Below are 4,904 nucleotides of genomic sequence, written 5' to 3'. Positions count from 1 at the left end.
TCGAGCTCGGTCCCGGGGATCCTCTAGAGTCCGAGCAGCAGGGCACCGGTGCCGGCGACGGCCACGATCAGCCCCAGTGGGATAACCCCCCACTGTGCGGACTGACCGATGGTCCCGGCAGCTCCATAGAGGAGGCCGATCACCGCGGCGACGGCCCAGCTCCCGATCCGTGCGATTCTCACGCCGTGATTCTACGTCGCCCATCCCAGCGCCCGGAGCGCGGCCGCAACGACCGCTGCCGCCACCACGACGACGAGGAAGGGGGCGCGGAGCGTCAGCAGCCCCGCGGCGACGAAGATCGCCGGCACGCGCGCGTCGGCGACGATCTGCGGGCCGGCGCCCAGCGTCTGCACGGCGACCAGTGCGGCCAGCAGCGCGACCGTCAGCAGGTCGATCGAGCGTTCCGCGCGAGCCGAGCCGAACCATCGCGCGGGAATCGCGTACCCGAGGGCTTTCAGGGCCAGGCACGCGAGCGACGCCGCCAGCACGGCCGTCCACATCGTCATGATGCGCGGCCCGCGAACGCGTTGGTCCACCCGACGGCGAGGGCGACCACGGCGGCGGCCAGCACGGGTACGCCGGGCATGAGGACGGGCGTGAGAACCGTGGCGACGACCGCGGCGGCGACGCCGACGGCAATCGCCTGACGGCGACGCAGACGCGGCCACAGCAGCGCAAGGAAGGCCGCAGCCGCGGCCGCGTCCAGCCCGTAGACACGAGGATCGCCGAGGACGTCGCCGAGCAGCGCACCACCCAGCGTCGAGAGGTTCCATCCGACGTAGATGCCGACGCCCGTGATCCAGAAGCCCGCACGCCGCGCCGCAGGATCGCTGTGGGCCAGCGCCACCGCCGTCGACTCGTCGATCGTGACGTGGGGCGCCACGAGACGGCGCCAGCCGCGCCCGACCACCGGAGCCATGCGCAGCCCGTAGGCGACGTTGCGGACGCCGAGCAACGCGGCGGAGGCGATCGCCGCGGGCGCGGCGGCGATGCCTCCCGCGCCGATGACACCGACGAACGCGAACTGCGATCCCCCCGTGAACATGAGCAGGCTCAGCACGCACGTCTGCCAGACGTCGAGGCCGGACGCCACAGCCAGAGCGCCGAACGAGACACCGTATGCGCTCGTCGCGACGGCGACGCCGACGGCCTCGCGCCGCGCGCGACGCACGGCCTCTCGGGCCTCAGCTGCGGCATCCATGCCCACCATCCTGACAGTTCGTCTGCCCGCGAACGTCTGCGGGCGAGTAGGGTGCCCGTCATGGAGCGGATCTTCGACATGCCCGTCGCCCGCGTCTACCCGCTCTACGTCCAGAAGGTGCAGCGTAAGGGCCGCTCAGCGGACCACGTCGAGGCCGTCACACGATGGCTGACGGGATACAGCGCCCAGGAACTCGCGGATCACCTCGCCGCGCAGACGAACTTCCGTGACTTCTTCGCGGGTGCGCGTCTGCATCCCGGCGCCGCGCAGATCACGGGTGTGATCTGCGGTGTGCGAGTGGAGCAGATCGCAGATCCGTTGATGCAGAAGATCCGCTACCTGGACAAACTCGTCGACGAGGTCGCGCGAGGTCGCCCGCTCGAGAAGATTCTGCGGGCTGAGACTTCCCGCGGCGCTCAGCCGTCCTGACGCTTCGCGCGCGAGGCGGCGCGGCCGCGCTCGGTCGCGTCGAGCACGACCTTGCGGATGCGCACCTTCTCGGGGGTCACCTCGACGCATTCGTCGTCGCGCGCGAACTCGAGCGACTCCTCCAGCGTGAGCACGCGCGGCGGCGTCATCGACTCGAAGGAGTCGGACGTCGACGAGCGCATGTTCGTCAGCTTCTTCTCCTTCGTGATGTTGACGTCCATGTCGTCGGCGCGCGAGTTCTCGCCGATGACCATGCCCTCGTAGACCTCTTCGGTCGGCTGTACGAAGAAGCTCATGCGCTCCTGCAGCGCGATCATGGCGAACGGTGTCACGACACCCTGACGGTCGGCGACGATCGACCCGTTCTGGCGGGTGGTGATCTGCCCCGCCCAGTCGTCGTAGCCGTGCGAGATCGCGTTCGCGATGCCGGTGCCGCGGGTGATGGTCAGGAACTCGCTGCGGAAGCCGATCAGACCGCGCGAGGGGACGACGAACTCCATGCGCACCCAGCCGGTGCCGTGGTTGGTCATGGTGTCCATGCGGCCCTTGCGAGCGGCCATCAGCTGCGTGATGGCACCGAGGTGCTCTTCGGGGGCGTCGATCGTGAGGTGCTCGAACGGCTCCTTGACCTTGCCGTCCTCGCCGCGCTTGGTGACGACCTGCGGCTTGCCGACGGTCAGCTCGAAGCCTTCACGGCGCATGTTCTCGACGAGGATCGCCAGGGCGAGCTCACCTCGACCCTGCACCTCCCAGGCGTCGGGGCGTCCGATGTCGACGACCTTCAGCGAGACGTTGCCGATCAGCTCCCGATCGAGACGGTCCTTGACCATGCGCGCCGTGAGCTTGTGACCCTTCACCTTGCCCATGAGGGGCGAGGTGTTGGTGCCGATCGTCATCGAGATGGCCGGGTCATCGACCGTGATCGCGGGCAGCGGCCGCACGTCTTCGGGGTCGGCGATCGTCTCGCCGATCGTGATGTCCTCGATGCCGGCGATGGCGACGATGTCACCGGGGCCGGCAGATTCGGCCGGGTAGCGCTCGAGAGCACGGGTCTTGAGCAGCTCGGTGATGCGCGCGTTGGTGTGCGAGCCGTCGTGACGCACCCAGGCGACGGTCTGCCCCTTCTTCAGCGTGCCGTTGAAGACACGGAGCAGGGCCAGACGGCCGAGGAACGGCGAGGAATCGAGGTTGGTGACCCAGGCCTGCAGCGGCGCCTCGTCGTCGTAGGCGGGAGCGGGGACGTGCTCGAGGATGGCCTCGAACAGGGGCTCGAGGTCCTCGTTGTCGGGCAGCTCGCCGTTGGCGGGCCGGTTGCGAGACGCGGCGCCGGCGCGACCGGACGCGTAGACGACCGGCACGTCCAGCAGAGCGTCGACGTCGAGGTCGGGCACGTCGTCGACGAGGTCGCCGGCCAGACCCAGCAGCAGGTCGTGGGCCTCCTCCTCGACCTCCGCGATCCGGGCGTCGGGACGGTCGGTCTTGTTGACCAGCAGGATCACGGGCAGCTTCGCCTCCAGCGCCTTGCGCAGCACGAAGCGGGTCTGCGGCAACGGACCCTCCGACGCGTCGACCAGCAGCACGACACCGTCGACCATCGACAGGCCGCGCTCGACCTCGCCGCCGAAGTCGGCGTGGCCGGGGGTGTCGATGACGTTGATCGTCACCGGACCCTCGGTGTGGATGCCGTTGTAGGTGATCGCCGTGTTCTTGGCGAGGATCGTGATGCCCTTCTCACGCTTCAGGTCGTTCGAGTCCATGGCGCGCTCTTCGACGTGCGCATGCTCACCGAAGGAACCGGTCTGACGGAGCATCGCGTCCACGAGCGTGGTCTTGCCGTGGTCGACGTGCGCGACGATCGCGACGTTACGGAGATCCGGACGGAGGGCGTGCGCCATGAAATGACCTAACGAGAAAGGGAGACGCTCCGAGCAGAGCGCCTCCCATTCTACAAGCCGGATGCCGCGGCGTCCTCCGCCGCGCCCCGCGCCGCTCGATCAGGCGTGCGCGGCGGCATCCCCGGGTGTCTCATCGGCGTCCACACCGGCGGCGAGATCAGCCAGACGCTTGTCACGGCGCTCACGCTGGATCTCGGGGTCGGGCACCGGCACGGCCGCCAGAAGACGCTTGGTGTAGGCCTGCTGCGGGCGACGCATGATCTGGTCGCGGGTGCCGACCTCGACGAGAGCGCCGTGGCGCATGACCGCGATCCGGTCGGCCAGCTCATCGATGACGGCGAGGTCGTGGCTGATGAACAGGCAGGCGAACCCGCGCTCGCGCTGCAGATCCTTCAACAGCTCCAGAACCGTGGCCTGCACGGAGACGTCGAGGGCGCTCGTGGGCTCATCGGCAACCAGGACCTTCGGGTTGAGAGCGAGGGCGCGGGCGATGCCCACGCGCTGCTTCTGCCCACCGGAGAGCTCGTGCGGGTAACGGGATGCATAATCGCGCGGCAGCCGCACGGAGTCCAACAGCGCTCGCACGCGCTTGTCGAGGGGCGCGCCCTTGATCTTCTCGGACAGCTTGATCGGCTCGGCGATCGAATCGCCGATGGTCATTCGAGGGTTCAGCGAGCTCGACGGATCTTGGAAGACGATTCCCACCTCGTGGTGGAGGGCGTGCAGCTGCTCGCGGTTCGCTTTCGAGATGTCCATTCCGGCCACGGTCAGGCGTCCGGAGTGGATGGGCAGCAGACCGATCGTGGCGCGACCGATCGTCGTCTTGCCCGAGCCGGACTCGCCGACCAGGCCCAGCACCTCACCCTGGTAGATCTTCAGGTCGATGTGGTCGGCCGCACGGAAAGCCGGCACCCGACCGCGCTTCGGATACTCGATCGCGACGTCGTCGAACGACACCACCACGGGAGTGGACGGGGTGGCAGCATCGGGAGCCTGCAGATCCTCGGTGGTGATGCGCGGCACCGCCGACAGCAGCGCCTTCGTATACGGATGCTGCGGGTCGGCGAAGACGCTCGCGACCGTGCCGGTCTCGACGATGTCGCCCTGACGCATCACGACGATGCGGTCGGCCATGTCGGCGACGACGCCCATGTCGTGCGTAATCAGCAGGATGGCCGAGCCGAGACGGTCCTGGAGCTTTCGCATGAGCTCGAGGATCTCCGCCTGAACGGTCACATCCAGCGCGGTCGTCGGCTCGTCCGCGACCAGCAGCAGCGGGTCGCACGACAGCGACTGCGCGATCATCGCGCGCTGACGCTGGCCGCCGGACAGCTGGTGCGGGTACGACTCTAGAGGATCCCCGGGACCGAGCTCGAATC

At 68.7% G+C, this 4,904-nt stretch carries 6 protein-coding genes; 1 reads left to right on the top strand and 5 read right to left on the bottom strand.

Going from position 1 to position 4,904, the window contains the following annotated elements:
* Positions 1–23 precede the first annotated feature (23 nt).
* From I5I_RS00440 to I5I_RS00430, 3 genes are read right to left on the bottom strand one after another with little or no spacing between them, the layout of a single operon-like run.
* Positions 24–182 carry a hypothetical protein gene (locus I5I_RS00440; RefSeq protein ID WP_036314961.1) on the bottom strand — a complete coding sequence of 53 codons (159 nt, stop codon included), beginning with the start codon at positions 180–182 and terminating at the stop codon, positions 24–26.
* Positions 183–191: 9 nt separating this feature from the next.
* The gene (locus tag I5I_RS00435) at positions 192–506 is read right to left on the bottom strand and encodes an AzlD domain-containing protein (RefSeq protein WP_036314955.1); all 315 of its coding nucleotides are present in this window, start codon (positions 504–506) and stop codon (positions 192–194) included.
* Positions 503–1,201 (bottom strand): AzlC family ABC transporter permease, encoded by a 699-nt coding sequence (locus I5I_RS00430; protein ID WP_036314958.1) that lies wholly within the window; start codon positions 1,199–1,201, stop codon positions 503–505. The genes I5I_RS00435 and I5I_RS00430 overlap by 4 nt, the downstream gene beginning before the upstream one ends.
* A gap of 60 nt (positions 1,202–1,261) precedes the next feature.
* On the opposite strand from I5I_RS00430, the gene I5I_RS00425 reads away from it, so the two are divergent.
* Positions 1,262–1,630 (top strand): DUF2200 domain-containing protein, encoded by a 369-nt coding sequence (locus I5I_RS00425; RefSeq protein WP_036314952.1) that lies wholly within the window; start codon positions 1,262–1,264, stop codon positions 1,628–1,630.
* On the opposite strand, the gene typA is transcribed toward I5I_RS00425, so the two are convergent.
* Together typA and I5I_RS18020 are read right to left on the bottom strand one after the other, a co-directional pair.
* A complete protein-coding gene (typA, locus tag I5I_RS00420) occupies positions 1,618–3,525 on the bottom strand; it encodes a translational GTPase TypA (RefSeq protein WP_036314949.1) in 1,908 nt (635 codons plus the stop codon). The genes I5I_RS00425 and typA overlap by 13 nt on opposite strands.
* 99 nt (positions 3,526–3,624) lie before the next feature.
* On the bottom strand, positions 3,625–4,904 hold a 1,280-nt coding region (locus I5I_RS18020; RefSeq protein WP_036314946.1), incomplete at its 5' end, for an ABC transporter ATP-binding protein.

Origin of the sequence: Microbacterium sp. B24 (assembly GCF_000333415.1) — a bacterium.
Lineage (GTDB): Bacteria > Actinomycetota > Actinomycetes > Actinomycetales > Microbacteriaceae > Microbacterium.
This window is presented reverse-complemented; position numbering and strand designations above follow the sequence as displayed.